Below are 26256 nucleotides of genomic sequence, written 5' to 3' on the forward strand. Positions count from 1 at the left end.
CGGGGGAATGCGAGAAGCACCCTTTCGATATTCTGATCATACTTCGGGCCGTGCCCGGCGGGAGGGACGATGCGTTACAGCAGAGACATGCGTGGCTACGGAGCCAATCCGCCGGACCCGAAATGGCCTGGCGGTGCACATGTCGCCGTGCAGTTCGTCGTCAATTACGAGGAAGGTGGCGAAAACTGCGTGTTGCATGGCGACAAGGCGTCCGAAGCCTTCCTGTCGGAAATCGTCGGCGCCGCACCCTGGGTGGGTCAACGCCACTGGAACATGGAATCCATCTACGAATACGGCGCCCGCGCCGGCTTCTGGCGGCTGCTCCGGCTGTTCACCGAGTCGCAAGTGCCGATCACCTGCTACGGCGTCGCCACAGCGCTCGCCCGTTCGCCGGATCAGGTAGCGGCCATGCAGGACGCCGGCTGGGAGATCGCTTCGCACGGCTTAAGATGGATCGACTACCGCGACCACAGCGCCGAGGATGAGCGCCGCGACCTCGAGGCGGCGATCAAGCTGCACTACGAAGTGACCGGCGCGCGCCCGACCGGCTGGTATACGGGTCGCACATCGATCAACACGGTGCGGATTGTGGCGGAAGAAGGCGGCTTCGACTATGTGTCGGACACCTATGACGACGAGCTGCCGTACTGGTTCGAGCATGAGGGCGGCGCGCAGCTCATCATCCCCTATACGCTCGACGCCAACGACATGCGGTTCGCCACGCCGCAAGGTTTTAACTCGGGCGACCAGTTCTTTGCCTATTTGAAGGACAGCTTCGATACGCTCTATGCCGAGGGCAAGGCCGGCCGGCCACGCATGATGAACATCGGCCTGCACTGCCGCCTCGTCGGGCGGCCGGGCCGGGTGGCGGCGCTGAAGCGCTTCGTCGACTATGTGAAGTCGCACGACAAGGTCTGGCTGGCGAGGCGCATCGACATCGCCAAGCACTGGCAAGAGGTCAATCCTTATCAACCGGCGGCACTCCGTCCATCGAAGATGGAATTCGAGACCTTCGTCCACACTTTCGGCGGCGTGTTCGAGCATTCGCCCTGGATCGCCGAACGCGCCTACGAACTGGAACTAGGCCCGGCGCATGACACTTCGGGCGGCCTGCACAATGCGCTTTGCCGTATCTTCCGCTCCGCCAGCGAAACCGAACGGCTTTCGGTGCTCAACGCCCATCCCGACCTTGCCGGCAAGCTGGCCAAGGCCAAACGGCTGACGGCGGAATCGACCAGGGAACAGGGTCGAGGCCGGCCGAGGCCCGCCGAGACGTTCTCGCAATACATTGTCGAGGTCGCGCCCGGCGGCGGCAGCGATCGGCCGGAACCCGATGCCGGCGCCGAAGGCGCTCTGTTTGTGGTCGAAGGCGAACTGACGGTTCTGCTTGCCGGCAAGACGCATGTGTTGCGGCCCGGCGGCTTTGCCTTCTTGCCGCCGGCCAGCGGCTGGACGGTTCGCAACGAAAGCAGGGCCGCCGTGCGCTTCCACTGGATTCGCAAGGCTTACGAGGTGGTCGACGGTCTCGATGTGCCGGAAGCCTTCTTCACCAATGAGCAGGAGATCGCGCCAACGCCGATGCCCGGCACCGAAGGCCGCTGGGCGACGACGCGGTTCGTCGATCCGGCAGATTTGCGCCACGACATGCACATGACCATTGTCACGCTGGAACCCGGCGCGGTCATTCCCTTCGCCGAGACCCATGTCATGGAGCACGGTCTCTATGTGCTGGAGGGTAAGGCCGTCTACCGCCTCAACCAGGACTGGGTCGAGGTCGAGGCCGGCGACTATATGTGGCTGCGCGCCTTCTGCCCGCAGGCCTGCTATGCCGGTGGCCCGGGTAAATTCCGCTATCTGCTCTACAAGGACGTCAACCGGCACGCCAAGCTCGGCGGCGCCGGCATCGCAAGGCGCGCGCTGTGACCCGTATCGTCGCGCGGCCGCTGACCCGCGAGGGCTTTGCCCCCTTCGGCGATGTCATCGACATGGGCGGCGACAACCACTACCCGATCAATGGCGGCAGGGCCGAGCGCTATCATGATCTGGCTACCGCCGAAGCAACCGGTCCGAACGCCCGCGTGCTGATCTCGATGGTGCGCGGCACGCCCTACGAATTGCCCCTGAAATTGAGCATGGTCGAGCGCCATCCCTTCGGCAGCCAGGCCTTCATCCCGCTCTCGCCGCGCCCCTTCCTGGTCGTCGTCTGCCATGACGGGGAGCAGGGGCCGGGCGAGCCGCATGCCTTCATCACCGCACCCGGACAAGGCATCAATTACCGGCGCAATCTCTGGCATGGCGTGCTGACGCCGCTCGGCGAGGCTCAGGACTTCCTGATCGTCGACCGTGGCGGCGATGGCTCCAATCTCGAAGAGTTCCATTTCTCGCACGCCTACGAGATCCACTTGCCCAACGAGAGCCTCCTGTGACCGATATTTCACTGATCGACCGCCTGCTCGATGTGATCGAGCACGACATCGTGCCGAAGACGGCCGAGGGCGTTACCTATGGCAACAAGCTGTTCGGCGCGGCGATCCTGCGCAAGGACGACCGTTCGCTGGTGCTGGCTGAAACCAACAACGAGATGGAAAACCCGCTCTGGCATGGCGAGGTACACTGCCTGAAGCGTTTCTACGAAATGCCCAGGGCTGAGCGCGTCGATACGAAAGATGCCATCTTCATCGCCACGCACGAACCCTGCTCGTTGTGCCTGTCGGCGATCACCTGGACCGGCTTCGATAATTTCTACTATCTGTTCAGCCACGAGGATTCGCGCGACAGCTTCGCCATCCCGCACGACCTGAAGATCCTGAAAGAGGTCTTCACCCTCGATCCCGGCGGCTACAATGCCGAGAATGCCTATTGGAAGAGCTTTTCTATCCGCAGGCTGGTGCGAGCGTTGCCCGAGGCAGAGCGGCGACGGCTGGAGACCCGTATCGGCGCGATTTCGGCGCGCTACGATGAATTGTCCAACATCTATCAGGCGAACAAGGACGATAACGATATCCCGCTGAACTGACGCGGATTGACCAGCCGAATTCGTTGGCTGGCCCACGACGCGGCACGGCAGGTTCCATCATCTGGCGATCCTGGAGCATGCCATGAAAACCGTCACCGAATTTGCCCGCAAAATCGTCGAATTCCCGGATATGGGCATCGTCACGCCGGATGGCTGCCGCCTGTCGGCGCGGGTGTGGATGCCGGAGGATGCGGGCGACGATCCGGTGCCTGTCATCCTAGAGCATCTGCCCTACCGCAAGCGCGACGGCACCATCTTTCGCGATCAGCTGACGCATCCTTATTTCGCCGGCCACGGCTATGCTTCGATCCGCGTCGACATGCGCGGCAATGGCGATTCCGAAGGGCTGATGGACGACGAATATTCCGAGCAGGAATTGCAGGACGCCTGCGACGTCATCGCCTGGGCGGCAAGCCAGCCCTGGTGCAACGGCAATGTCGGCATGATGGGCATTTCCTGGGGCGGCTTCAACTGCCTGCAGGTGGCGGCCAAGCGGCCGCCGGCGCTGAAAGCGGTGATCAGCCTGTGCTCGACCGTCGACCGCTATGCCGACGACATCCACTACAAGGGCGGCTGCCTGCTGATCGAGAATTTCGGCTGGGCCTCGACCATGCTGTCCTACTCGTCGCGGCCGCCGGATCCGCTTTTGGCCGGCGACAACCGGTGGCGCGATCTGTGGCTGACCCGGCTGGAGAACCAATCCTTCCTGGCGCCGCTGTGGCTGAAACACCAGCACCGTGATGCCTACTGGAAGCGCGGCTCGATCTGCGAGGATTTTTCCGCCGTCAAAGCCGCCGTGCTGTCGATCGGCGGCTGGCATGACGGCTACCGCAACACCGTCTCGCATCTGGCGACCAACATCCAAGCCCCGGTCAAGGGCATCGTCGGGCCATGGATCCACAAATACCCGCACTACGCCGGGCCCAAGCCTGCCATCGGCTTCCTGCAGGAGGCCTTGCGCTGGTGGGACCGCTGGCTGAAGGGTGTCGACACCGGCGTCGAGGCCGACCCGGCCTACCGCGCCTATGTCATGGACAGCGTGCGTCCGGCGCGCTGGCACCCCGAGCGTCCCGGCCGTTGGGTGGCGGAGCAGGAATGGCCCTCGCCAACCATTAAGATGCAAACGGTCGATCTGATCTCCTCAACGGAAAAACCCGCCATCATCGCCTCTCCGCAAAGCTGCGGCCTGGCCGGCGGCGAGTATTTTCCCTTCACCTTCGGTCCCGAACTGCCCGGCGACCAGCGCCCCGACGATGCGCTGTCGGTGTGTTTCGACCAGCCGGAACTCAGCGAGCCTATCGACATCGTCGGAGCGCCGGAGGTCGAGCTGCGGCTGTCCTCTGATCGTCCGCAGGCCAACATCGCGGTCCGGCTTTGCGATGTGCATCCCGACGGCGCCTCGGAGTTGATCTCCTATGGCGTGCTCAATCTGACGCACCGCAATTCGCACGAATTCCCCGAGGCGCTGGTGCCGGGCGAAACCGTCTCGGTGCGCGTCGTGCTCGATCAATGCGCCTATCGTGTGCCGGCCGGCCACCGGCTGCGTGTTGCCGTTTCGAACGCCTATTGGCCTGCCATCTGGCCGTCGCCGGAGCCGGTCCAGCTCACCTTGTCGACGGCGACGCTCAATTTGCCGCTGCGGCCGCTGGCGACAGGCGACGAAGTAACGTTCGCCGAGCCGGAAGGTGCCACCCCCTGGGCAACAGAGACGATCCGCGCCGCCAATTCAGAGCGTCATGTCGATCGTGATGAGAAGACCGGAATGGTGACGCTTTCCATTGTTGACGATTTCGGCGAGGTGCGTGATCTCGCCCATGGCCTCGCCAATGGCAGCATCGCCCGCGAGACCTGGACGATCCATCCCGACGATCCGCTGTCGGCCTCGGGGAAGACGCACTGGACGCAGACCCTGTCGCGAAACGGATGGTCAGTACGCACCGAAACGACAGCCGAAATGCGATCGGATGCGCAAAACTTCATCGTCAGCGCCAGAATCGAGGCCTATGAGGACGAAACTCTCGTCTTCGAGCGCAATTTCGAGGGGAAGGTGCCGCGCGCGCTTCTTTGAATGCCGATTTGATTGGTCCAATTGCGACGTACGATTTACGCCACGGCATGTCGCATTCGGTCTTGCTTACCGCTTTCCCTTGCGGTCATTATTCTCCTCACAAGAAACAAGAAAAACGACCGCAGAGTCGAACCAACAGAGTGAGGAACTCAAAATGTCGAACGAACTGGAATTTCTTAGCCGGCGTGTCGCGTCGGGCAAACTGAGCCGTCGTGATTTTCTCGGCCGGGCGGCGGCGCTCGGTATCTCCGCGCCCTTCGCCAACTCGCTGCTTTCAAGCGCTGCACGCGCGGCAGGCCCGGTCAAGGGCGGCACACTGAAGGCCGGACTTGTCGGCGGCGAATCCACCAACAGCCTTGATCCGGCACTGTTCATGACTCAGGTGCCGTTCGCCTTCGGCAAGATGTGGGGCGAATTGATCGTCGAGCTTTCGCCGGAAGGCAAGCTCGAGAACCGCATCGCCGAGGAGATCGGCTCGTCGGACGACGCCAAGGTGTGGACGCTGAAGATCCGCGACGGCGTCGAATTCCACAACGGCAAGACAGTGACCGCCGAGGACGTGGCCGCCACACTTGAGCGCCATTCCGACGAGAAGTCGAAATCCGGCGCGCTCGGCTACATGAAAGGTATCGAGACCATCAAGGCCAGCGGCAAGGAAGTCGTGCTGACGCTGAAGGAGGCCAATGCCGATCTGCCCTATTTGCTCAGCGACTATCACCTGATCGTCCAACCAAATGGCGGCAAGGACAAGGCTGACGCAGGCATTTCGGCCGGTCCTTACAAGGTCACGACCAATGAGCCCGGTGTGCGCCATGGCGGCGAGCGTTTCGCCAATTACTGGCAGGGCGACAAGATGGGCCATGCCGACCAGATCGAGATCATCGTCATCAACGATGCGACGGCGCGCACGGCCGCCCTGCAGGGCGGCCAGGTCAACGTGATCAACCGCGTCGAGCCGAAGATCGTCGACCTGATCAAGCGCCTGCCGGGCGTCACCATCCGCAACCACGCGGGTCCTGGCCACTACGTGTTCATCATGCATTGCAACACGGCGCCGTTCGACAACGCCGATTTGCGCATGGCACTGAAGCTGGCCATCGACCGCGAGGAAATGCTGGACAAGATCCTGCGCGGCTACGGTTCGCTCGGCAACGACTTCCCGATCAATGCGTCCTATCCGCTGTTTACCGAGATCGAGCAGCGCAAGTACGATCCCGACAAGGCCAAGTTCCACTTCAAGAAGTCCGGCCACGACGGCGCGGTCCTGCTGCGGACCTCGGACGTCGCTTTCCCGGGCGCCGTCGATGCATCGCAGTTGTTCCAGCAGAGCGCGGCCAAGGCCGGCATTCAGATCGAGCTGAAGCGTGAGCCCGGCGACGGCTATTGGAACGAGGTCTGGAACAAGCAGCCCTTCTGCGCGTCATACTGGGGCGGCCGCTCGACCCAGGACCAGATGTACTCCACCGCTTATCTGTCGACCGCCGACTGGAACGACACGCGTTTCAAGCGTCCTGACTTCGATAAGATGGTGCTGGCGGCGCGCGCCGAGCTCGACGAGACCAAGCGCAAGCAGATGTATCATGACATGGCTGTCCTGGTACGAGACGAGGGCGGCCTGATCCTGCCGATGTTCAACCAGTTCATCGACGCTACCGGCGCCAAGGTCGGCGGCTGGGTCGACGATCCGCATCAGGAGCTGATGAACGGCTACGCGCTGGCGAAGTGCTGGCTCGAAGCCTGAGCTTGGCCTTGCGGATATGTCCTCACCCATCTTGAAACTGGTGGCCCAGCGCGTTGCGCTGGGCATTCTGCTCTTGTTGGCCGTTTCGGTCCTGATCTTCGCCGGCACCCAGATCCTGCCCGGCGACGTCGCGCAAGCCATTCTCGGACAGTCGGCGACGCCGGAGTCGCTTGCCAATCTGCGCGAGCAGCTCGGACTCAACCAGCCAGCCTATCTCAGGTATTTTCATTGGCTGGGCGGCGTGCTGACCGGCGATCTCGGCACGGCCATGTCGAGCGGGCAGGACATCGCCACGTCGATCAAGGGACGGCTGTGGAACACGCTGTTCCTCGCCTTCTGGGCGGCGATCGTCGCCGTGCCGCTGGCGATCATCCTCGGCCTGATCGCGGTGCGCTACCGCAATGGCTGGGTCGACAAGCTGATCTCCGGGCTGGCGCTGGCCTCGACCTCGTTTCCCGAATTCTTCATCGGCTATGTGCTGGTCTATTTCTTCGCCGTGAAATGGCAGATATTCCCCGGCATTTCGACCGTCTATGACGGCATGCCTTTTGGCGAACGGATGCAGGCGATCGCCTTGCCGGCGACGGCGCTGACGCTGGTCGTGCTCGCCCACATGATGCGCATGACACGCGCGGCGATCCTCAATGTCATGCAGTCGGCCTATGTCGAGACGGCGGAATTGAAGGGCCTGTCGGCCTTCAACGTCATCCGCAAGCACGCCTTCCCCAACGCCATCGCGCCGATCATCAATGTCGTCATGCTCAACCTCGCCTACTTGATCGTTGGCGTCGTCGTGGTCGAGGTGATCTTCGTCTATCCGGGCATGGGACAGTATCTGGTCGACCACGTCACCAAGCGAGACGTGCCGGTGGTGCAGGCGGTCGGCCTGATCTTCGCCGCCGTCTATATCAGCCTGAACATCATTGCGGACATAGCGGCGATCGTCGCCAATCCGCGTCTCAGACATCCGAAATAGGGGGCGGATATGCTCGATATCAAACGCATCCCCATCCCCGCGCTGATCGGCATCGTGCTGACGGCACTGTTCGTGCTTGCGGCGGTCTTCGCCCCCTGGATCGCGCCGCACGGCAATGGCGAAATCGTCGGCGATGTCTGGGAACCGATGTCGGCTGCCCATTTGCTGGGCACCGACAATCTCGGCCGAGACCTGCTGTCGCGCATGATCTACGGCGCCCGCATCACTTTGTTCATCGCGGTGCTGGCCACCGCGCTGTCGTTCTCGCTCGGCGCCATTCTCGGCTTCTCGGCGGCCGTCTTCGGCGGCTGGTTTGACACGCTGCTGTCGCGCCTCGTCGATCTCTTGATGTCGATCCCGACGCTGATCATGGGTCTCGTCGTGCTGTCGGTGCTGCCGACCAATCTGGTGACGCTGATCCTGGTGATGGGCATTCTGGATTCGACCCGCGTCTATCGCCTGTCGCGCGCGGTCGCCGTCGACATCAACGTCATGGACTATGTCGAAGCGGCGAAACTGCGCGGTGAAGGCAGCGGCTGGATCATCTTCCGCGAGATCCTCCCCAACGCATTGTCGCCGCTGGTTTCCGAACTCGGTCTGCGCTTCATCTACGCGGTGCTGTTCCTGTCGACGCTGTCGTTCCTCGGCCTTGGCGTGCAGCCACCGGACGCCGACTGGGGCGGCATGGTCAAGGAAAACAAAGACGGCATCGTGTTCGGCATCGCGGCCGCACTCATCCCAGCGGGGGCGATCGCGCTGCTGGCGATTTCCGTCAACCTGGTTGCCGACTGGGTGCTCAACCGGACGACAAGCCTCAAGGGAGGACGCGGGTGATGGCCGACACCAAAGCGAAGCTCGGGCAACCGAAGTCAGGCCTGCTGCTCGACATCCGCAATCTGCGCATCGAGGCTACCGTCTTCCCGCCCGGCGAACCGCCGAAGGACATCGTGCTGGTGCACGATGTCTCACTGACGCTCGAGAAGGGCAAGGTGCTCGGCCTGATCGGCGAATCCGGCGCCGGCAAGTCGACTATCGGCCTGTCGTCTATGGGCTACGGCCGCGGCGGCGTGCGCATCACAGGCGGCGAGGTGATCCTGAACGGCCGCGACATCCTCAAGGGCGGCAAGGACGGCTTCCGCAAATTACGCGGCCGCGAGGTCTGCTATGTCGCGCAGTCGGCGGCCGCGGCCTTCAACCCGGCGCACAGACTGATGGACCAGGTGGTGGAAGCCACCCTGCTGCACGGCACCGCGACACGCGCCGAGGCCGAGAAGCGCGCGGTTGCGCTGTTCAAGAAGCTCAGCCTGCCGAACCCTGAAACCATCGGCGAGCGTTTTCCGCACCAGGTTTCGGGCGGCCAGTTGCAGCGTGTGATGACGGCGATGGCCCTGTGCTCCGAGCCGGACCTGATCGTCTTTGACGAGCCGACAACGGCGCTCGACGTGACGACGCAGATCGACGTGCTGGCGGCGATCAAGGACGCCATCCGCGACACCCATGTCGCTGCGCTCTACATCACGCACGACCTTGCCGTCGTCGCCCAGGTCTCCGACGAGATCATGGTGCTGCGCCATGGAAGGCTGGTCGAATGGGGCGGCACAAGGCAGATCATCAAGGAGCCGCGCCAGGAATACACCAACGCACTGGTTTCGGTGCATGAGATCGAACACCAGGAGCAGAAGCCCGGCACGTCGCCGTTCCTGTCGGTGAAGAACGTCACCGCCGCCTATGGCCGCAGCCATATCAAGGTGCTGAAGGACGTATCCGTCGACATCTATCCGGGCCAGACGCTGGCCGTGGTCGGCGAGTCCGGCTCCGGCAAGTCGACGCTGGCGCGCGCCATCACGGGACTTTTGCCACCCGAACAGGGCACCGTCACCTTCGACGGACGCCCGCTGGCCAACAGGCTGGCCGACCGGCCGAAGGAGGATCTGCGCCAGTTGCAGATGATCTACCAGATGGCCGATGTGGCGATGAACCCGCGTCAGACCGTCGGCACCATCATCGGCCGGCCGCTGGAGTTTTATTTCGGCATGCGCGGCCGTGAGCGCGACAGGCGCGTTGCCGAACTGCTCGACAAGATCGAGATGGGCAAGGGATTTTCCGACCGCTACCCGGCCGAGCTTTCCGGCGGCCAGAAGCAGCGTGTCTGCATCGCCCGGTCGCTTGCCGCCAAGCCGAAGCTGATCATCTGCGACGAGGTGACCTCGGCGCTCGATCCGCTGGTGGCACACGGCATCCTCGAGCTGCTGCTGGAGCTGCAGAAGGAAGAGAACGTCGCCTATCTGTTCATCACGCATGACCTTGCCACGGTGAAGTCGATCGCCGATTCAATCGCGGTTATGTATCGCGGCGAGGTGGTGCGTTACGGCCCCAAGGGCAAGGTGCTGAGCCCGCCCTTCGACGCCTACACCGACCTGCTGCTCTCCTCCGTTCCAGAGATGGAAATCGGCTGGCTGGAAAAGGCAATCAAGGGACGGCGCATGGCCAGCGCGGGGAACTAAAGCAATTCCGGGAAAACTGGGAACCAATACTGCCGGAAGAAAAAGGCAGGCGCTTCCCCTGGAAATTGTGTCAGACCAAGCTGCCACATAGGGGCGTCAGCGACCGTCATCCGGATGCAACACTAGAGCGCCACACGTCCTTCGGGACCAGCGCCGCTCGCACGACTTTTAAACAGGGGTAGGACATGAAAACTGAACTCGATTATCTCGCCGAACTCGCCGGTCACGGCCGGATATCGCGCCGTGCCTTTCTTGGGCGCGCCGCCGCGCTCGGCGTATCGGCGGCCATGATGCCGGCGCTGGCCGGCAAGGCATTTGCCCAGACGGCGGTGAAGGGCGGTATCATCAAGGCTGGCCTGCAGGGCGGGGAATCCACCAACAGCCTCGATCCGGCGCTGAATCTCAGCCAGGTAACCTTCAGCTTCGGCAAGCTTTGGGGCGAGTATCTTGTGCGCCTCACACCGGACAACAAGCTGGTCAACCTGATTGCCGAAGAGATTGGCGCCTCAGCCGACGCCAAGACATGGACGATCAAGATCCGCGATGGCATCGAGTTCCACAATGGCAAGACGGTCGGCGCGGAGGACGTTGCCGCCACCATCGAGCGCCATGCGGACGAGAAGTCCAAGTCCGGAGCACTCGGCATCCTCAAGAACATCAAGGGCGTCAAGGCGAGCGGCAAGGAAGTCATCGTCACGCTCGGCGACGCCGATGCCGACTTCCCCTATCTGATGGCCGACTACCATCTCGTCATCCAGCCGAATGGCGGCAAGGACGATCCGAATGCCGGCATCAGCGCCGGACCCTACAAGGTCAGCGTCAACCAGCCAGGCGTGCGCCATGGCGGCGAGCGTTTCGCCAATTACTGGCTTGGCGACAAGGCCGGCCATGCCGACCAGGTCGAGATCATCGTCATCAATGATGCGACCGCACGGCTTGCAGCCTTGCAAGGCGGCCAGGTGCACATGATCAACCGCGTCGAACCCAAGGTCGTCGATCTGGTCAAGCGCATCGCGGGCGTTTCCATCGAGAACGTCTCGGGCAAGGGCTACTATCCGTTCAACATGTTCTGCGACACCGCACCTTTCGACAGCAACGATCTGCGCATGGCGCTGAAGCTAGCCATGGACCGCGACGAGATGCTGGAAAAGATCCTGCGCGGCTATGGCTCGGTGGGTAACGACTTCCCGATCAACGAGGCCTATCCGCTGTTTTCCGCCGATATCGAACAGCGCAAGTTCGATCCGGACAAGGCGGCGGCAGCCTACAAGAAATCAGGCCACAGCGGCTCGATCGTGCTGCGCACCTCGGACGTCGCCTTCCCGGGCGCCGTCGATGCCGCACAGCTCTATCAGCAGTCCTGCGCCAAAGCCGGCATCAAGATCGAGATCAAGCGCGAACCCGGCGACGGCTACTGGTCGGAGGTCTGGAACAAGCAGCCCTTCTCGCTCTCCTACTGGGGCGGACGCGCCACGCAGGACCAGATGTATTCCACCGGCTATGTCTCGACCGCCGACTGGAACGACACGCGCTTCAAGCGGCCGGAATTCGACAAGATGCTGTTTACCGCGCGCGGCGAGCTCGACCAGGCCAAGCGCCAGGCGATCTACCACGATATGGCAGTGATGATGCGTGACGAAGGCGGGCTGATCGTGCCCTTCTTCAACCAGTTCATCGACGCGGCCGCCACCAACAAGATCGGCGGCTATGCCAAGAGCCCTATCGGCGAAATGATGGACGGCTACGCGCTTGCCGAGTGCTGGCTCAACGCTTGAGCGGACCCTGATCGTCCGATTTCATCTATCAGAACGCCGTGTGCCCGGGACGGCACACGGCGTTCCCGTTTCAACCGCCAACCGCATGGAGCAGCCCGTGGCGCTCAAATCCAAGCTTCTGCTGATCATCCTCGATGGCGTGCCTTACCGGAACTGGCGCCGGCTGATGGGCAATCTCGAAGGCTGGGTGCAATCGGGCGAGGCGCGCGTCTGGAAGATGCGCTCGGTGCTGCCGTCGACCTCGGCCTGCTGCTATGCCTCGATCCACACCGGGGTTTCGCCGCAGGTGCACGGGATTCTCTCCAATGAGAACCGTTTCCGCGTCGAGCAGCCCGATATCTTCTCCGAGGTCAGCAAGGCAGGCGGCAAGACGGGGGCGGTGACCCATTCCTACTGGTCGGAATTCTTCCGCGCCTACCCGTTCGACCTGGTGGAGGGCATGGAATTCGACGAGCCAGGCGGGCCGATCACGCATGGCCGCTTCCACACCATGACCGGTTACAATCTCCGCAACCAGATGACGCCGAGCGATGTCGACCTGTTCGCGACGCTGACCATGCTGACGAAACGCCATGGCATCGACTACGGCATCCTGCACACCTGCACGCTGGATTCGATGGGACACCGCTTCGGCCACGACTGCCACGAGATGGACCATGCCGTCTATGCGATGGACGGCATGCTGGCCGCCTTCCTGCCACGCTGGATCGAAGCCGGCTATGAGGTGATCGTCACCGCCGATCACGGCCAGACCGATCGTGGCCATCACGGCGGCCATGACGACGAGATGCAGGATTTCGCGCTGTATTATTTTGGACAAGGCAAAGGGCCGGATGCGGACACACTACTCGACCAGCTGCAGCTGGCGCCGACGGTGCTGAGCCGACTGGGCGTTCCCGTGCCCGCGACGATGAAGGCGAAGTCTTTCTTGGAGTGAGAAGCGGTCCGCGAAGCTCTTCCCTTCTGCCCTTGTGGGAGAAGGAAGAGGCGCACCTCTGGCAACCTCCGCGCTCTTCGGTTAGCCTCCGCAAAATTCCTTGGCGGAGGATGAACCTTTTTGGGCCGATCAGCGACAGAGCAGACAGGAGCCAGGCGGCTCGACCGGCCATGACGGCAGCGACGGAGACCGATCGCGCGCTTGTCGACCGGGTCGCGAAGGGCGACCGAGCCGCCGTGCGGCTCCTGTTCATGCGTCACCACGCGCGGGTCTACCGCTTCGTGGCGCGCCAGACGGGATCGGAAATGATGGCCGACGATATCGCCAACGAAGTCTTCCTCGAGTTGTGGCGCCAGGCGCCCGGCTTCGAAGGGCGTTCCGAAGTCTCGACATGGCTGCTCGGCATTGCCCGTTTCAAGGCGCTGTCCTTTCTGCGCAAGAAGAAGGAAGACTGGATCGACGACGAGGCCGCCGCCGCGGTGCCCGACGGCGCCGACACGCCGGAAGTCGTCACCATGAAGGAAGACAAGGCGGCCGCCCTGCGGCGCTTCGTCGACGCCTTGCCGGAAGAGCATCGCGTCGTCATCGATCTTGCCTATTATCACGGGCAGTCGGTGAGCGAGATCAGCGAGGTGCTCGACATTCCGGTCGCCACCGTCAAGACCCGGATGTTCTACGCCCGCAAGAAACTCGGCGAGGCTCTCAAGGCCGCCGGTTACGACAGGGGGTGGCCATGAGCGCCGCTGAAAAGATGTCGCGCCGCGACGAAATGGAAACGCTGCTGCCGTTCTACCTGAACGGCTCGCTGGAAGGTTCCGACCTGGAAGCGGTCGAGGAATGGCTGGCCAGCGATCCGGCCGCACTTGCCGCCCTTGGCGAAGCTGAAGCCGAATTCTCCGGCGCCACGGCCGCCAACGAAGCAATCCGGCCGCCGGCCGATGCGCTCAGCCGCTTTGCCAAGGCACTCGACGCCGAGGCCGGGCCTGCGCGCAAGCCGGCAGGATCGTCCTGGCTGGCGCAGGCCTGGGGCCGCTTTATGGCGGTGCCGGTCGGCGTCGCCTGGGCGGCAGCCGCGGTTCTGCTGGCGCTGGTCATGGTGCAGTCGTTTGTCGAACCCGGCGGAAAGGGCAATGATTTCGAGATTGCCGGCGCGCAAGACGATCTGGCGAAAATGCCGTACGCCCTGGTCAAGTTCAAGCCGGATGCGAAGATGTCGGACATTTCCGCCTTCCTCGGCAGCAACGGGCTGAAGATCGTCGGCGGACCGACCGCCGACGGCGTGTTCCGGCTTGGCATCCCGGCTGCCAACGCAGCCGACTACACCAGGCAAATCGGCCTTGTTGCCGCCCAGGCTTTCACGGAGACTGTGATCGAGGGAAGGAAACCGGTTGATGGCGGCTGAGGCGGTCATTCGATTTGCGGCAATGCTTGCGGCGGCGATGACAATCGTCGCCGTGCCCGCGTCGGCGCAGACCAACGATCCCAATCCCGACCAGACGAAAATCGACTGCCGCGACGGGACCAATGCGGCAGGCGCCGACTGCGCCAAGGATGCCAGCGACACAGAGGGCGGATCGGATGCGGCGCAATCCGGCGCGGTGTTCCTGCCGGCCCTGATCGTCGACCTGTTTCCCAACCCGGCGGCGCCCCCGACCCCTGTGCCGACGCCACGGCCCGAACCGGCGACGCCGCCGGCCGACACTCAAGCCGGCCCCCCGCCCGGTGGCCCGATCGTCTCGCCGACCGATCTCATTGCCGTTCAGCCGCGGCGCGCGGTGATTGGCGATTTCGTGCCCGACGAGGTGCTGGTGACCGTCGACGGCGATGCCGGCGCTATCCAGCAGATCGCCGCCTCCTTCGGCCTGCAGGTGCGCTCGCAGCGCCAGTCGCGGCTGCTTGGCACCACACTGGTGCGCTTCGGCATTCCCGACGGCCGGCCCGTCGGCGTCGTGCTGGCGCAACTGGCCGCCGACGGCCGCACTCAGCGGCGCGAGCCCAATCACGTCTATTCGCTGCAGCAGGCCGCCGGCATCGTCAACTATGCGTTCGACCGCATTGCGCTCGATTCCAAGCAAGCCAGCGGAGAAAACGTCCGCATCGCGGTGATCGACACCGGCATCGACGACACCAACCCGGCGCTCTCGGGCGTCATTGCCGGGCAGTTCGACGCCATGCCCGACGTGCCGATCGAAAAGCGCGATCACGGCACGTCGATCGACGGGCTGATCGCCGGCGTCGGCACGCTGGAAGGCATGGCACCGGGCGCAAAAATCTATCACGCCCGCGCCTTCGAGGGCGGCAAGTCGACCATGGACGTCATCCTGTCGGCGCTCGACTGGGCGGCGGAACAGGACGTGCGCATCATCAATATGAGCTTTGTCGGGCCGAAGAACGATTTGCTCGGCGTCGCCTGCCGCAATGCCCGCGCGCTCGGCATGGTGCTGGTCGCCGCAGCCGGTAACAACGGGCCGAAGGCGCCCTATGGCTATCCGGCCGCCTTCGATAGTGTCATCGCGGTGACCGCCACCGATGCCAAGGACGGGCTGATGCCGCAGGCCAATCGCGGCGCCTATGTCTTCATCTCGGCACCCGGCGTCGAGATGGTGGCGCCGAGCGGCGCCGGCTCGGATGTGGTCACAGGCACCTCGTTTGCCGCGGCGATCGTGAGCGGCGCCATCGCCAATCTCATCCATGCCGCGCCCGATCGCTCGGCCGACGACATCGAAAAGGCGCTGGCGGCAACGGCCAGGGATCTCGGCCCCAAGGGACGCGACAATGATTTCGGCTACGGCCTGCTGGACATCAAGGCGGCGGCAAAGGACTAGTCTGCGACAGTCCAAGCCGCGGCTTGCGGAGGACGCACCAGAAAATAGAATGCGACGATGTGCGTGATCATCAGCAGCGGCACGTAAATGATCGGGATCGCGTAGATGGCGCCCAGTTCGCCCGCACGCTGGGGGAGGCCGACCTGGATGGCGTGGTAATAGTCCACGATCAGATCAACCGTCCCGACCAGATTGAAGGCGACGACGAGCGCCCAGAAGAGCTGAGGTATCCTCACCGTGAGCAGCGCCAGCATGGCCAGAACTCCTGTTGCAAGGTCGCCGTAGGCAGCAAACACGGCAAAGCCGGCAGGCAAATCGGGGCTGACGACACCCGGAACGAGGAAGACCAGCCCGAAGAAGCGGAAGCTGTGCAGAGTGGCAACAGCGCGCTGCGCCGCGACCCGGTCCATCGACCTGAGCCACGGCAAACCGTATAAACCGAAGCAAAGCAGCCACGCGACATAGCCCAGAACAAGATGGATTTGGAACACGATCTCGGTTGACATCTGGCCTCCCTCGGCAACTGGTTCATGCGGCCTCGAACACTGCGGTCAGGATACCGAGCCGACCTTGCATAAGATTTCGTCCGAGGTTGGCCGCAAGCTCAGCGAAGTCCGGTCCCATCACCACGCCGAGATTGGGCGAAGGCGGCGGCCCCGACGCGCGCAACTGTGCGAACCACGCCTTGGCGGCGTCGGTGTCGTCTTGCCATGCCAGCATGCGGAAGCTGGCCGGTTCGATCGCCTCGCGCGTCGCACCGGCTGTTAGGAGAAAGCTCGTCGCCGGCGTTCTCGCCCAGGGAAGCGGATAGTGCGGCTCGCCTCCAGACAACACGACGTCGTATGTGGCAAACCTGCCGCCTGGCTTCAGCACGCGCCGAATCTCGCTGTAGAGCAGCGTCCGGTCAGAGATGTTCATCGCCACGTGCTGCAACAGCACCGCGTCGAAACGGCCATCGTCGAATGGGAGCTCCAATGCGCTGGCGGTCTGGAACGACAGCTGCCCGCTCTGTCCCGTGCGCTCGGTCAGATAGCGCGCGGCATCCACGAAAGGCTCGCTGAGATCCACGCCAGTAACCCGGCAGCCATAGGTCGCAGCCAGAAAGCGCGCCGGCCCACCGACGCCCGAGCCGACGTCCAGTATCGACATGCCGGCAGCGATCCCCGCCAATTGGGCAAGCTCGGCGGTGGCAGCTAGCCCACGGGTGTGAAACTGGTCGAGAACGCCCAATTGTTGGGGCGTGAGGAGCTGGTCCTCCGGGCCGAGGGCAGCCAACACCGTCTTCAGCCGCTCGGTCAGGCCCGTCGCGCGATAATGGTCGCGTACCCCTTCAAGTTCATCGGTCATCGCATGATGTCTCCTAGGTTCAGCTCATACCTAGGCCCACTTCCATAATTCGACTACCCGGCGTAATAACAACAACCTATGAAGCAGAACTACACAGTCCGACATGGTGCGCTGGAGGGCATCGAGGCGTTCCTGGCTGTCGCCAGGCACCGCAACTTCCGCCGCGCCGCAGCGCAACTCGGCGTGACACCGTCCGCCGTGAGCCAGGCGGTGCGCGCGCTGGAGGCACGCATGGGTGCGGCGCTGTTCGTCCGCACGACACGGAGCGTCGGCTTGACCGAGCCTGGCCAGCGGTTCCTCGATCGTGCCGGCCCTGCTTTCGAAGAACTCGTCGCGGCCGGCGAGGCCGTGCGTGACATCGGCCAACGGCCGACCGGTCTGCTGCGCCTGTCCGTGCCCCGCGCTGTCGTGCCGTTGATCCTGGAGCCAATGATCGCGTCGTTCTGCCGGGCTTACCCCGAGATCGAACTGGAGATCGCCGCGAGCGACGAGATGGTCGATCTCGCGGCCGGCGGGTTCGATGCCGGCATCCGTCTCGGCCAGTTCATCGCGGTCGACATGGTCGCGGTGCGGCTAACCCCATCGTTTTCGTTCGTGGTCGTCGGCAGCCCTGACTATCTCAAACGCCACGGCCGCCCCGAACGCGTCGACGATCTGCGCAACCACGCCTGCCTGCGCTTGCGCCGTTCGAATGGCGCCATAGCGCCCTGGGCTTTCGTCGACGGCAACGAGGCGATCGAGGCGATGCTCTCAGGCCCGCTGATAGCGCACGATTATCCGACATTGCTCGGGGCCGCGATGCGGGGCGTCGGGCTGGCGCAGACGCCTCGACCAATCGCTGAAGCTCCGATAGCCGAAGGTAAACTGGAACCGGTGCTGGACGGCATCGCCGCCACGACGCCGGGCGTCTTCCTGTATCATCCCGGCAAGCGCCAAGTCCTGCCGAAGCTGCGCGCCTTCATCGACCACCTCAAATCCGCGGCGTGAGATATCGGAATCCGGCCCCCTTGCGGTGGTCTCCCTACTGCCGGCGTCGGGCGAGATTGATGCGGCGTGAGTGTCGCGTCTCAACTCGATCCCGCAGAGCACATGGATTTGATCTCCAGCTACGCCGGCGCACCGGCGACTGACCCTCTCACCACCAGGTCGACCGGCCAGACCTCGCCTCGCGCGCCCTCCTCCAGTCCTGAAATCCGTGCCGCCAGCCGCTCGGCGACACGGGCGCCGGCGAGACGGATCGATGAACGCGTCGTCGACAGCGGCACCGAGAAATTCTCCGGTCTCAGCCAGGGGAAGACATCGTCATGGGCGATCAGCGAGACGTCGCCCGGAATGCTCAAGCCGAGGTCGCGCACCGCACGCACGACGCCCAGCGCCATGATCAGGCTGGAGCAGGCGATCGCCGTCGGCGCGTCGTCCCCTTCCAGCAAACGCCTGGTGGCGCGATAGCCGTTCTCCTCGGTCATATCGACCGAGCAGACATGGCGTTCGATCAATGTCAGTCCGCTCGCGGCGAGTGCCCGGCGAACGCCGCGTTCGCGATGGATGGCGAAGGTCTCGCGGTCGTCACCGTTGATCAGCGCCAGCCGCCGATGACCGAGCTGGATCAGCAGCCTGGCCGCTTCGTGGAAGGCGCCCTCATTGTCGATATCGGTGAAGGCGTAGTCGAAATCGAAGCCCTCACTGCGGCCATGGACGATGAAGGGAATGCCGAGCGTGTTGACCAGCGCCACGCGCCGGTCAGCGGGCCTTGGAGAGGAGATATAAACAGCGTCGACCTGCCGGTTGGCGACGATGCGCCGGTAGGTCGTCTCCTGGTCGTCCGCGTCGGCCGGCGACAGCACAAGGTCGAGCTCGTGCGAGCGAGCATAGTCGCCAAGGCCGGACAGGAACTCGACGAAATGCGGATCGATGTCGACGGACGCACCGGTCGGCAGGACATAGCCGATCATGCCGGTCTTGCCGGTCGCCAGCCGGCGCGCGCTCGGGTTGGGCCGATAGCCATGGCGCTTGGCGGCATCCATGACACGCCTGCGCGTCTCCTCATTGACCTCGGGATAGCCGTTCAGCGCGCGGCTTACCGTGGTTTGCGAAAGTGCCAGCATGTGGGCGAGCTGCTTGAGGTTCACGAAAGTCTCCATTCCCTCAAAGCGCTTTTTAATTGAATCGACCCAAGTGCCATCGGGGCCGAGCCATACGAAGCCCAACCATAGACGCGGTTTGGGCATGTTTGAAACAAAAATTGCTGCTGCACTGCCATAATAGCATGCTGCGACGCACTTTTAGGGCGCAAATGCGCGAACCTAAATCGATTGATTCGCCAGCCTCTTGACTTCCCCGCGATTCAATGGCGTGATCGAAAAAGCCAAAGCGCTTTGGAAGACTCTTCGAAAGGTTGCGGTTCCTTTCCGACTGAGTCACAGTCCTGCGGCGTCGGCGGGCGGAATGGAGGTTCCGTCCGGTGTGTGAGACCCACTGGGAGGAATACCGATGAAGAAAATGGTTTTGCTGGGTGCTGCGTTTGCCACGTTCGCCCTGAACGCGCCCGCGCAGGCCGAACTGAAGTTCAAGCCCGGCGAAGACAAGCGCTTCAACTGGGCGAACTACGAAGAGCTCAAGAAAGTCGACCTCAAGGGTGAGACGCTGTCGATCTTCGGACCGTGGCGCGGCGAGGACGAAGGCCTGGTGCGCGGCGTTCTCGACTATTTCTCGGAAGCCACCGGCGTCGAGATCAAATACTCCTCCTCGGAGAATTACGAGCAGCAGATCGTCATCGACACGCAGGCCGGCAGCCCGCCCAACATCGCCGTGCTGCCGCAGCCGGGCCTCATCCAGGACCTGGCGTCGAAGGGCCTTTTGACGCCGCTCGGTGACGACACCGCCAAATGGGTCAAGGACAATTACGGCGCCGGCCAGTCATGGGTCGATCTCGGCACCTTCAAGGACAAGGACGGCAAGCCGGGCTTCTTCGCCTTCCCTTACAAGGCCGACGTGAAGTCGCTGGTCTGGTACTCGCCGGATAATTTCGAGGAAGCCGGCTACAAGGTGCCGAAGACCCAGGAAGAACTCGCCGATCTCGAAAAGAAGATCATCGCCGATGGCGGCAAGCCGTGGTGCATCGGCCTCGGCTCCGGCGGTGCCACCGGCTGGCCGGCAACCGACTGGGTCGAAGACCTGATGCTGCGCACCCAGCCTCCGGAGGTCTACGACAAATGGGTGAAGAACGAGATCCCGTTCAACGATCCGGCGGTGGTCAATGCCATCGACATTTTCGGCAAGATCGCGACCGACGACAAGATGGTCGACGGCGGCGCCAAGGCGGTTGCGGCGACCGACTTCCGCGACAGCCCGAAGGGCCTCTTTTCGGTGCCGCCGAAATGCTACCTGCACCACCAGGCATCGTTCATTCCGACCTTCTTCCCGGAAGGCACCAAGGTCGGCCAGGACGCGGACTTCTTCTACTTCCCGCCCTATGCCGCCAAGCCTGAACTGGGCACGCCCGTGCTCGGCGCCGGTACGCTGGCGATGATCACCAAGGACAGCAAGAGTGCGCGCGCGTTCATCGAATTCCTGAAGATGCCGCTCGCCCACGAGATCTGGATGGCCGAGGGCGGCTTCGTGACGCCGCTCAAGTCGGTCAACAAGGATGCCTATGCCAGCGACGCGCTGAAGAAGCAGGGCGAAATCCTCGCCAATGCCTCGACTTTCCGCTTCGACGGTTCCGACCTGATGCCGGGCAAGATCGGCGCCGGCGCCTTCTGGACCGGCATGATCGACCTGGTCGGCGGCAAGTCGGCGCAGGACGTCGCCACCGACATCCAGAAGAGCTGGGACGCCATCAAGTAGACGGCTGGCACGTAGACGACCAACCATTCTCGCACTGGATCCGGGCCCTACCGGCCCGGATCCGACGGCGGCCCGTGCCGCAGCCTTTCGTCATGAGCGCATTGACATGAAGCGCGATCGGCAATGTGCGCAAGCCGCCGATGACGCGCTCCAAACAACTGAATCGGCGCCTGGTCCCCGTCACCAAGGTCATTCCTTGTCGGGTCATGCGCAGGGGGAGAGGGACCCATGGCGGCTCAGATTTTCTCGGCCATATTCGTCATCATCGTCGGCGTCGGCGGTTGCGTCGCCTATTTCTGGGGCGCCAACAAACTGGTCGACCTGATATTCCCGTCACGCGGCGTCGCCGGTGCCGCGGCCATCGACAATCTACGCCGGCAAGGGCTGGTCCGCCCATGGCTGTTCGTCGGCCCGGCGATGATCATCCTCACCATTTACCTGATCTATCCGGTGGTCGAGACGCTGCGGCTGTCGTTCCTCGATCGCGGCGGCATCAATTTCGTCGGCCTGGCGAACTATGAATGGGCGTTCGGCGACCGCGAGTTCCGCAACTCGATCCTCAACAACATCATCTGGCTGGCGGTGGTGCCGGCCGCCTGCACCTTCCTCGGGCTGATCATCGCCGTGCTTACGGACAAGATCTGGTGGGGCACGATCGCCAAGAGCCTGATCTTCCTGCCGCTGGCGATCTCCTTCGTCGGCGCCAGCGTGATCTGGAAATTCATCTACGAATATCGGGGCGAGGGCCAGACGCAGATCGGCATCCTCAACGCCATCATCCAGCATTTCGGCGGCCAGCCGCAGGTCTGGATATCGCTGCCGTTCTGGAACAATTTCTTCCTGATGATCATCCTGATCTGGATCCAGACCGGCTTTGCCATGGTCATCCTGTCTTCCGCCCTGCGCGGCATCCCCGAGGAAACGCTGGAAGCCGCCGTCATCGACGGCGCCAATCCGTTCCAGATCTTCTGGAAGATCATGGTGCCGCAGATCTGGGGCACCATCGCCGTGGTCTGGACCACGATCACCATTCTGGTGCTCAAAGTATTCGACATCGTGCTGACCATGACCAACGGCCAGTGGAACAGCCAGGTGCTGGCCAATCTGATGTTCGACTGGATGTTCCGCGGCGGCGGCGATTTCGGCCGCGGCGCCACCATCGCCATCATCATCATGATTGCGGTCATTCCGATCATGGTCTGGAACATCCGACAGGCGAACAAAGAGACGGGAGGACATTGAGATGGCCGTCGCGACCGGAAATTCCTTCGCCAGCCGCTTCGGCGTCCACATCGCCGTGCTCATCTTCGTCGCGATCTGGACCATACCGACCCTTGGCATCCTGGTTTCGTCGCTGCGCGACAAGAACCAGATCATCGCCTCGGGCTGGTGGAACTCGTTCGCCAGTTCCACACAGACGGAAGCCGGCCGGCTGCCGCCCGCCTCGGCGCAAGTCGAGAAGAACGGCAAGTTCGTGCTCGAGGGCAATATCTTCGGCGACGGCGCCAAGCGCGACATCAGCGCCTTCGGGGTCAAATCGGCGGCACCGACGCAGTATCCCGCCGGCACCACAGCCGATCTCGGCGACGGCGTGACCTTGCAGCTCAATGCCGACGGCAGCTTCGTCATGCAGTCCCCGAAAGCGTTCGAAGGCGATCGCGGCCAGCGCGTCTATTATGCTTCGTCGGCGCCGCCGAAATTCACCACCGATAATTACAAAACCGTGCTGTTCTCCGAAGGCATCGGACGGTCTTTCATGAATTCTCTGACCGTCACCATTCCGGCGACCGTCATCCCGATCCTGATCGCCGCCTTTGCCGCTTATGCGCTGGCCTGGATGCGGTTTCCCGGCCGGGCGCTGCTGATCGCGGTCATCATCGGCTTGCTGGTGGTGCCGTTGCAGATGTCGCTGATCCCGCTGTTGAAACTCTACAACGGCGTCGGCGCTTTCTTCGGCATGCCGTCGAAGACCTATCTCGGCATCTGGCTGGCGCATACCGGCTTCGGCCTGCCCTTCGCCATCTACCTGCTGCGCAGCTACATTGCCGGCCTGCCGCGCGAAATCATGGAATCGGCGCGCATCGACGGCGCCAGCGATTTCGAGATCTTCGTCAAGATCGTCTTGCCGCTGTCGTTTCCGGTGCTGGCTTCGTTTGCCATCTTCCAATTCCTGTGGGTATGGAACGATCTGCTGGTGGCGATGGTTTTCCTCGGTACGGAGGCAGACCAGATCGTGCTGACCGCCAAGCTCAACGCCCTGTTGGGCTCACGCGGCGGCGACTGGGAGATTCTGACGACATCGGCTTTCGTGACCATCATCGTGCCGCTGATCGTGTTCTTCTCGCTGCAGCGCTATTTTGTCCGCGGGCTGCTTGCCGGCTCGGTGAAAGGAGGCTGAGACGATGCAATCCGCTTTGAAGGCCAGCTCGAAGCCTGACCTCGCCATCGATGGCGACTGGTGGCGGGGCGCGGTGATCTACCAGATTTATCCGCGCAGCTACCAGGACTCGAACGGCGACGGCATCGGTGACCTCAAGGGCATCATCGGGCGGCTACCCTACATCGCGGCACTCGGTGCGGACGCCATCTGGATTTCGCCGTTCTTCAAGTCGCCGATGAAGGATTTCGGCTATGACGTGTCGGATTACTGCGACGTCGATCCGATGTTCGGCACGCTGGCCGACTTCGACGCGCTGACCGCCGAGGCACACAGGCTGGGCTTGAAGGTGATGATCGACGAGGTGCTGTCGCACACCGCCGACAACCACCCGTGGTTCAAGGAAAGCCGGTCGAGCCGCAGCAACCCGAAAGCCGACTGGTACGTCTGGGCAGACGCCAGGCCGGACGGCACGCCGCCCAACAACTGGCTGTCGATCTTCGGCGGCTCGGCCTGGCAATGGGACACCAGCCGCCAGCAATATTACATGCACAATTTTCTGGCCGAGCAGCCCGACCTCAACTTCCACAACCACGAGGTCCAGGACGCGTTGCTCGACGTCACCCGCTTCTGGCTGGAGCGCGGCGTCGATGGTTTCCGGCTCGACACCATCAATTTCTACTTCCACAGCCAGGGCTTGGAAAACAACCCGCCGCTGCCGCCGGAAGAGCGCAACGACCAGACCGCGCCGGCGGTCAACCCCTACAACTACCAGGACCATCTCTACGACAAGAGCCGGCCCGAGAATCTCGGCTTCCTCGAACGGTTCCGTGCCCTGCTCGATGAATATCCGGCAACGGCAGCGGTCGGCGAGGTCGGCGATTCGCAGCGTGGGCTTGAAGTGGTGGCCGCCTACACCGCCGGCGGCAAGCGCGTGCACATGTGCTACTCCTTCGATTTCCTGGCGCCGGAAAAGATCAGCGCGGGCAAGGTCCGCTCGGTGCTGGAATCCTTCGGCAAGGTCGCCAGCGATGGCTGGTCGTGCTGGGCCTTCTCCAACCACGATGTAATGCGCCCGGCCTCGCGCTGGGCCGCCAATGAGCCCGACCCGACCGCCTACCTGAAGGTCATCTCGGCGCTGCTGATGTCCTTGCGCGGTTCGGTCTGCATCTATCAGGGTGAGGAACTTGGGCTCGGCGAGGCCGACCTTCGGTTCGAGGATTTGCAGGATCCCTACGGCATCCGCTTCTGGCCTGAATTCAAGGGCCGCGACGGCTGCCGCACACCGATGGTGTGGGACGGCGGCGCCAAGAATGGCGGCTTCTCCCAGGCAAAACCCTGGCTGCCGGTGCCGGCCAAGCATTTGGCGCAAGCGGTCAATGTCCAGCAGGGCGACGAGGCTTCGCTGCTCGAGCACTACCGGCGCTTTCTCACCTTCCGGCGTGCCCATCCGGCGCTGGCCAAGGGCGACATCACCTTCATCGAAAGTGAGGGAGATACCGTCGCCTTCACGCGCCGCGCAGGCAACGAGCAGATCGTCTGCGTCTTCAATCTGGGAGCCGGGCGGGCCAAGGTTGACCTTGGCGGCCGATCGCTGCAACCTCTGCCCGGGCACGGATTTTCGGGGCAGGCGAGCAGCGGTTCCATCGAGCTTGGCGGCTACGGCGCCTGGTTCGGGCGTCTCGACTGAATTTCCAATCACTGGAGGAAACCAATGGCCGATGTCACGCTAAGACAAGTGAAGAAGTCCTACGGCAATCTGAACATTCTCCACGGCATCGACCTCGATATTAAGTCGGGCGAGTTCATCGTCTTCGTCGGCCCGTCGGGCTGCGGCAAGTCGACATTGCTGAGGTCGATCGCCGGGCTCGAGGAAATCACCTCCGGCGAACTCAGAATAGCCGGCGAAGTGGTGAACGACGTGCCGCCGTCGAAGCGGGGCATCGCCATGGTGTTCCAGTCCTACGCGCTGTACCCGCACATGACCGTCTACGACAACATGGCGTTCTCGATGAAGATCGGCAAAGAGAACAAGGCCGAGATCGACCGCCGCGTGCGCCAGGCCGCCGAGATCCTGCAGCTGACCAAATATCTCGACCGCCTGCCCAAGGCGATGTCGGGTGGCCAGCGCCAGCGCGTCGCCATCGGCCGCGCCATCGTGCGCAATCCGAAGGTGTTCCTGTTCGACGAGCCGCTTTCGAACCTCGACGCCGCGCTGCGCGTCGCCACCCGCATCGAGATCGCCAAGCTCAAGGAATCGATGCCCAACACGACCATGATCTACGTTACCCACGACCAGGTCGAGGCGATGACGCTGGCCGACCGCATCGTGGTGCTCAAGGACGGCCATATCGAGCAGGTCGGCACGCCGATGGACCTCTACAAGAAGCCCGGCAATCTGTTCGTTGCCCAGTTCATCGGCTCGCCGGCCATGAACATCCTGCCGGCGACCATCGAAAAGACCGGAAACCCGACCGTCGTCAGCCATGTCGGCGGACGCAAGGCGACCGTGCCGATTGCGACGCCGGCTTCGGCAAAGGGCGCTGCGGTGAGCTTTGGCGTGCGGCCGGAGGACCTGATCATCGCCAGCGGCGCGGACTATCTGTTCGAGGGGACGGTCGACTATGTCGAGCAACTCGGCGAGGTGCAGCTTGTCTATGTCGACATCGGCCGCGCCGATCTGCCGCTGGTGACCAAGCTGCCCGGCAATGTCGAGGTCAAGCGCGGCTCGACATTGCGGCTGAGCGCCAATGGCGAGGACCTGCATATCTTCGACGCGGATGGACGTTCTTTCGCGTTGCATGAAGTGGAAGCAAAGGCGGCTTAACCGCAATTACCGTGTCA

General features: G+C 63.2%; 22 protein-coding genes and 1 pseudogene. 20 read left to right on the plus strand and 3 right to left on the minus strand.

Translation table 11 applies throughout. The annotated features are described in order from the left end of the window. Window positions 1-69: 69 nt before the first annotated feature. The 14 genes and pseudogenes from puuE to RPF88_RS20470 form a co-directional block, all read left to right on the plus strand. Window positions 70-1245, plus strand: a pseudogene (gene puuE, locus RPF88_RS20405) (allantoinase PuuE); the annotation flags it as partial. Continuing rightward, window positions 1219-1923, plus strand: a complete 705-nt coding sequence (locus RPF88_RS20410; RefSeq protein WP_337123897.1) for a bifunctional allantoicase/(S)-ureidoglycine aminohydrolase — start codon at window positions 1219-1221, stop codon at window positions 1921-1923. The pseudogene puuE and the gene RPF88_RS20410, both read left to right, overlap by 27 nt. Further along, window positions 1920-2426 (plus strand): ureidoglycolate lyase, encoded by a 507-nt coding sequence (locus RPF88_RS20415; protein ID WP_013528245.1) that lies wholly within the window; start codon window positions 1920-1922, stop codon window positions 2424-2426. Before RPF88_RS20410 ends, RPF88_RS20415 begins: the two co-directional genes overlap by 4 nt. After that, a complete protein-coding gene (locus RPF88_RS20420) occupies window positions 2423-3016 on the plus strand; it encodes a nucleoside deaminase (protein ID WP_024501941.1) in 594 nt (197 codons plus the stop codon). The genes RPF88_RS20415 and RPF88_RS20420 overlap by 4 nt, the downstream gene beginning before the upstream one ends. 82 nt (window positions 3017-3098) lie before the next feature. Beyond that, window positions 3099-5084, plus strand: a complete 1986-nt coding sequence (locus RPF88_RS20425; RefSeq protein ID WP_337123094.1) for a CocE/NonD family hydrolase — start codon at window positions 3099-3101, stop codon at window positions 5082-5084. Window positions 5085-5238: 154 nt separating this feature from the next. Next, window positions 5239-6825 carry an ABC transporter substrate-binding protein gene (locus tag RPF88_RS20430; protein ID WP_013528248.1) on the plus strand — a complete coding sequence of 529 codons (1587 nt, stop codon included), beginning with the start codon at window positions 5239-5241 and terminating at the stop codon, window positions 6823-6825. Window positions 6826-6841: 16 nt separating this feature from the next. Next, window positions 6842-7801: an ABC transporter permease gene (locus tag RPF88_RS20435; protein WP_013528249.1), complete on the plus strand. Its 960-nt coding sequence runs from the start codon at window positions 6842-6844 to the stop codon at window positions 7799-7801. Between the two features lie 9 nt (window positions 7802-7810). Continuing rightward, on the plus strand, window positions 7811-8635 hold the full coding sequence (locus tag RPF88_RS20440; protein ID WP_013528250.1) for an ABC transporter permease: 825 nt from the start codon (window positions 7811-7813) through the stop codon (window positions 8633-8635). Beyond that, window positions 8635-10305, plus strand: coding sequence for an ABC transporter ATP-binding protein (locus RPF88_RS20445; RefSeq protein ID WP_027163791.1), 1671 nt, complete (start codon window positions 8635-8637; stop codon window positions 10303-10305). Before RPF88_RS20440 ends, RPF88_RS20445 begins: the two co-directional genes overlap by 1 nt. A 185-nt stretch (window positions 10306-10490) precedes the next feature. Beyond that, window positions 10491-12080, plus strand: coding sequence for an ABC transporter substrate-binding protein (locus tag RPF88_RS20450; protein ID WP_024501943.1), 1590 nt, complete (start codon window positions 10491-10493; stop codon window positions 12078-12080). Window positions 12081-12177: 97 nt separating this feature from the next. Further along, on the plus strand, window positions 12178-13017 hold the full coding sequence (locus RPF88_RS20455) for an alkaline phosphatase family protein (protein WP_084015589.1): 840 nt from the start codon (window positions 12178-12180) through the stop codon (window positions 13015-13017). Between the two features lie 170 nt (window positions 13018-13187). After that, window positions 13188-13754: a sigma-70 family RNA polymerase sigma factor gene (locus RPF88_RS20460; protein WP_027163789.1), complete on the plus strand. Its 567-nt coding sequence runs from the start codon at window positions 13188-13190 to the stop codon at window positions 13752-13754. After that, entirely contained in the window at window positions 13751-14419 is a 669-nt protein-coding gene (locus RPF88_RS20465; RefSeq protein WP_082826721.1) for an anti-sigma factor, read from the plus strand. Before RPF88_RS20460 ends, RPF88_RS20465 begins: the two co-directional genes overlap by 4 nt. Beyond that, entirely contained in the window at window positions 14409-15842 is a 1434-nt protein-coding gene (locus tag RPF88_RS20470; RefSeq protein ID WP_337123095.1) for a S8 family serine peptidase, read from the plus strand. The genes RPF88_RS20465 and RPF88_RS20470 overlap by 11 nt, the downstream gene beginning before the upstream one ends. On the opposite strand, the gene RPF88_RS20475 is transcribed toward RPF88_RS20470, so the two are convergent. Then, window positions 15839-16348 carry a hypothetical protein gene (locus RPF88_RS20475; RefSeq protein ID WP_337123096.1) on the minus strand — a complete coding sequence of 170 codons (510 nt, stop codon included), beginning with the start codon at window positions 16346-16348 and terminating at the stop codon, window positions 15839-15841. The two genes, RPF88_RS20470 and RPF88_RS20475, sit on opposite strands and share 4 nt — an antisense overlap. Before the next feature lie 22 nt (window positions 16349-16370). Then, window positions 16371-17189: a class I SAM-dependent methyltransferase gene (locus RPF88_RS20480; RefSeq protein ID WP_024501949.1), complete on the minus strand. Its 819-nt coding sequence runs from the start codon at window positions 17187-17189 to the stop codon at window positions 16371-16373. Between the two features lie 78 nt (window positions 17190-17267). On the opposite strand from RPF88_RS20480, the gene RPF88_RS20485 reads away from it, so the two are divergent. Continuing rightward, window positions 17268-18176 carry a LysR family transcriptional regulator gene (locus RPF88_RS20485; protein ID WP_063171028.1) on the plus strand — a complete coding sequence of 303 codons (909 nt, stop codon included), beginning with the start codon at window positions 17268-17270 and terminating at the stop codon, window positions 18174-18176. 119 nt (window positions 18177-18295) lie between these two features. Here the strand turns inward: RPF88_RS20485 and RPF88_RS20490 are convergent, their stop codons facing one another. After that, window positions 18296-19318, minus strand: a complete 1023-nt coding sequence (locus RPF88_RS20490; protein WP_224618329.1) for a LacI family DNA-binding transcriptional regulator — start codon at window positions 19316-19318, stop codon at window positions 18296-18298. 361 nt (window positions 19319-19679) lie between these two features. Here RPF88_RS20490 and RPF88_RS20495 point away from each other — a divergent pair, with 361 nt between their 5' ends. The 5 genes from RPF88_RS20495 to RPF88_RS20515 all read left to right on the plus strand — a co-directional run bounded on the left by RPF88_RS20495 (window position 19680) and on the right by RPF88_RS20515 (window position 26239). Next, window positions 19680-21035, plus strand: a complete 1356-nt coding sequence (locus RPF88_RS20495) for an ABC transporter substrate-binding protein (RefSeq protein WP_337123097.1) — start codon at window positions 19680-19682, stop codon at window positions 21033-21035. Between the two features lie 228 nt (window positions 21036-21263). After that, entirely contained in the window at window positions 21264-22277 is a 1014-nt protein-coding gene (locus RPF88_RS20500; RefSeq protein WP_013528262.1) for a carbohydrate ABC transporter permease, read from the plus strand. A 1-nt stretch (window position 22278) separates the two neighbouring features. Beyond that, complete coding sequence (locus RPF88_RS20505; RefSeq protein WP_337123098.1) at window positions 22279-23433, plus strand: carbohydrate ABC transporter permease; 1155 nt, start codon at window positions 22279-22281, stop codon at window positions 23431-23433. Between the two features lie 4 nt (window positions 23434-23437). Beyond that, on the plus strand, window positions 23438-25102 hold the full coding sequence (gene bglA / locus RPF88_RS20510) for a beta-galactosidase BglA (RefSeq protein WP_337123099.1): 1665 nt from the start codon (window positions 23438-23440) through the stop codon (window positions 25100-25102). Between the two features lie 24 nt (window positions 25103-25126). After that, entirely contained in the window at window positions 25127-26239 is a 1113-nt protein-coding gene (locus tag RPF88_RS20515; protein ID WP_013528265.1) for an ABC transporter ATP-binding protein, read from the plus strand. Window positions 26240-26256 lie beyond the last annotated feature (17 nt).

This window comes from Mesorhizobium sp. ISC11 (assembly GCF_037162595.1).
GTDB lineage: Bacteria > Pseudomonadota > Alphaproteobacteria > Rhizobiales > Rhizobiaceae > Mesorhizobium > Mesorhizobium ciceri.